Below are 242 nucleotides of genomic sequence, written 5' to 3' on the forward strand. Positions count from 1 at the left end.
GCCATTAGCTCAGTTGGTAGAGCATCTGACTTTTAATCAGAGGGTCGAAGGTTCGAATCCTTCATGGCTCACCATTTACAATTTAATGCGGGTGTAGTTTAGTGGTAAAACAAGAGCCTTCCAAGCTCTGGTCGAGAGTTCGATTCTCTTCACCCGCTTTTCAATTATGGGCCTATAGCTCAGCTGGTTAGAGCGCACGCCTGATAAGCGTGAGGTCGATGGTTCGAGTCCATTTAGGCCCA

General features: G+C 47.5%; 2 tRNA genes. Both read left to right on the plus strand.

The window, feature by feature from the left end:
• Nucleotides 1-87 precede the first annotated feature (87 nt).
• Nucleotides 88-158 (plus strand) — tRNA-Gly (locus JDS99_RS31450).
• Nucleotides 159-168: 10 nt separating this feature from the next.
• Nucleotides 169-242 (plus strand) — tRNA-Ile (locus tag JDS99_RS31455).

This window comes from Bacillus cereus group sp. N6 (genome assembly GCF_016483705.1).
Lineage (GTDB): Bacteria > Bacillota > Bacilli > Bacillales > Bacillaceae_G > Bacillus_A > Bacillus_A wiedmannii.